The following is a 1,598-nucleotide window of genomic DNA, read 5'->3' on the forward strand; positions in this document are numbered from 1 at the left end:
GGCGCTCCCGCGCGGACGCATTGCCGCTCACGATACTCGTACAGCAGTTGGCCGCCCTCCTCCGGGGCGGCCGTTCGACGTCGCGCCTCTGGGAGGAACTCTGGATTGTGCATGGACCCAGGGATCACCGCATTCGTTCGGTCGACTCGGAGGACCGCAAAGTGCGAGCCAGGGCCCTGGCATTACCCAAGGTGTCGGATGGGTCTCTTCAGGTTCTCGCAGCGGCGCGGGCGGCATCGATGAACGGGGCCTCGGTCGCCGAAGCCATCAGATCGTCGGCAACGAAGAATCTTAGGGGCGGGAATCCCGTGGAACATCGAATCTGGGGAGAACTTGCCGCCTGCCTGGACGTCGCGGAGGCGACTGGTTGTCCATTAGCCGACGTGCTGACCAGATTCGCCGCCCAGCTTGAGGCCGAGGACGACGCCGGCGATGCCCGGCAGACTGCCTTGGCCGGCCCGAAAGCCACTGTGCGCCTTCTGACATGGCTGCCGGTGTTCGGCTTGGGGCTGGGCATGATGCTTGGGGTGGATCCGTTAGGGGTCCTGTTGGCCAACGGCTTGGGATTGGCGGCGCTCGCGGCCGGGGGTGTCCTGACTGTCACCGGCAGAATCTGGTCATCCCGGTTGGTGCACGTCGCGGCGGGCGTTGACTGATGGGCTCGGCATTCGCAGCCATCGCAGTGTCCCTCGTGCTGGTCTTTGCGGCAATTCTCGGGCTGGCCTATCAAGGACGAACCCGGCGGCGCTCAATCCTCCGGACACTTCGCGGCCCACTCGGAAGCAACGGCCCGATGAACAACACCAGCCGGGGCGAGGCGGCGGGCACTCTCCGGAATCCCGATGGGCAGGGAGGCTTGCGCAATGTGCCCATGATCCTTGAGTTGGTGGCCGCCATGCTCGACTCCGGGGCGGGCCTCGGACGGTCCCTTGAGTTGATCGCCGGATGCGCGTCCCCGCAGCTTAGCCGCTCCCTGAAGACGGTGGTTGCTGCCCTCGATATCGGAACGGACTGGGAGACGGCATGGCGGAGTGCGGGCCAGCAGTGCGCTGAAGCGCGCAAGCTCAAGGATGCGCTCGCCTTCGCCGCCCTGACCGGCGCACCATCCTCGGCGATCCTCTATGCCCAGGCAGCTCGACTGCGGCGTGAAAAGTTCAGGGTGGCGGAAAAGCGCGCTGCCGCGCTCGGAGTGAAACTCGTGATTCCGCTGGGTCTGTGTTCGTTGCCTGCCTTCATCTGTCTTGGTGTGGTCCCGGTGCTGTTGGCCATGCTTCCGCCCAGGGGATAGCTGGCGGCGGCCGCCCGGGGGGATTGCTGGCGGCCCGCCAGGGCGCGCCGAGTCCCTCGCAAGCCAGTTTCCCTCCACAGGAACGTTCAGAAGCGAGTTTTCCACTTAGGAGATTTGGGGCCTTTCGAAGCCACATGCCAACGGAAGAGTCGAAGTAGAGCCGGCGGCCAAGCCGGCCCCGCAGAAAGGAACCGAAATGAACGCAACCGTCGATACCGCCCAGGCGCCGCAGGACGTCCATGCCCCCCGGGCTGCCCTGGCACTCGCCCAGGCATCTCCTCCTCGGCCGGAGGCCGAGGTCCTCGAATTG

2 protein-coding genes are annotated in these 1,598 nt (G+C 66.0%); both read left to right on the forward strand.

What is annotated here, in order from left to right:
- Window positions 1–20 precede the first annotated feature (20 nt).
- Window positions 21–656, forward strand: a complete 636-nt coding sequence (locus AHiyo1_RS18335) for a hypothetical protein (protein ID WP_340639351.1) — start codon at window positions 21–23, stop codon at window positions 654–656.
- Window positions 656–1,288 carry a type II secretion system F family protein gene (locus AHiyo1_RS18340; protein ID WP_059389499.1) on the forward strand — a complete coding sequence of 211 codons (633 nt, stop codon included), beginning with the start codon at window positions 656–658 and terminating at the stop codon, window positions 1,286–1,288. The genes AHiyo1_RS18335 and AHiyo1_RS18340 overlap by 1 nt, the downstream gene beginning before the upstream one ends.
- Window positions 1,289–1,598 lie beyond the last annotated feature (310 nt).

This window comes from Arthrobacter sp. Hiyo1, assembly GCF_001263615.2.
Taxonomy (GTDB): domain Bacteria; phylum Actinomycetota; class Actinomycetes; order Actinomycetales; family Micrococcaceae; genus Arthrobacter.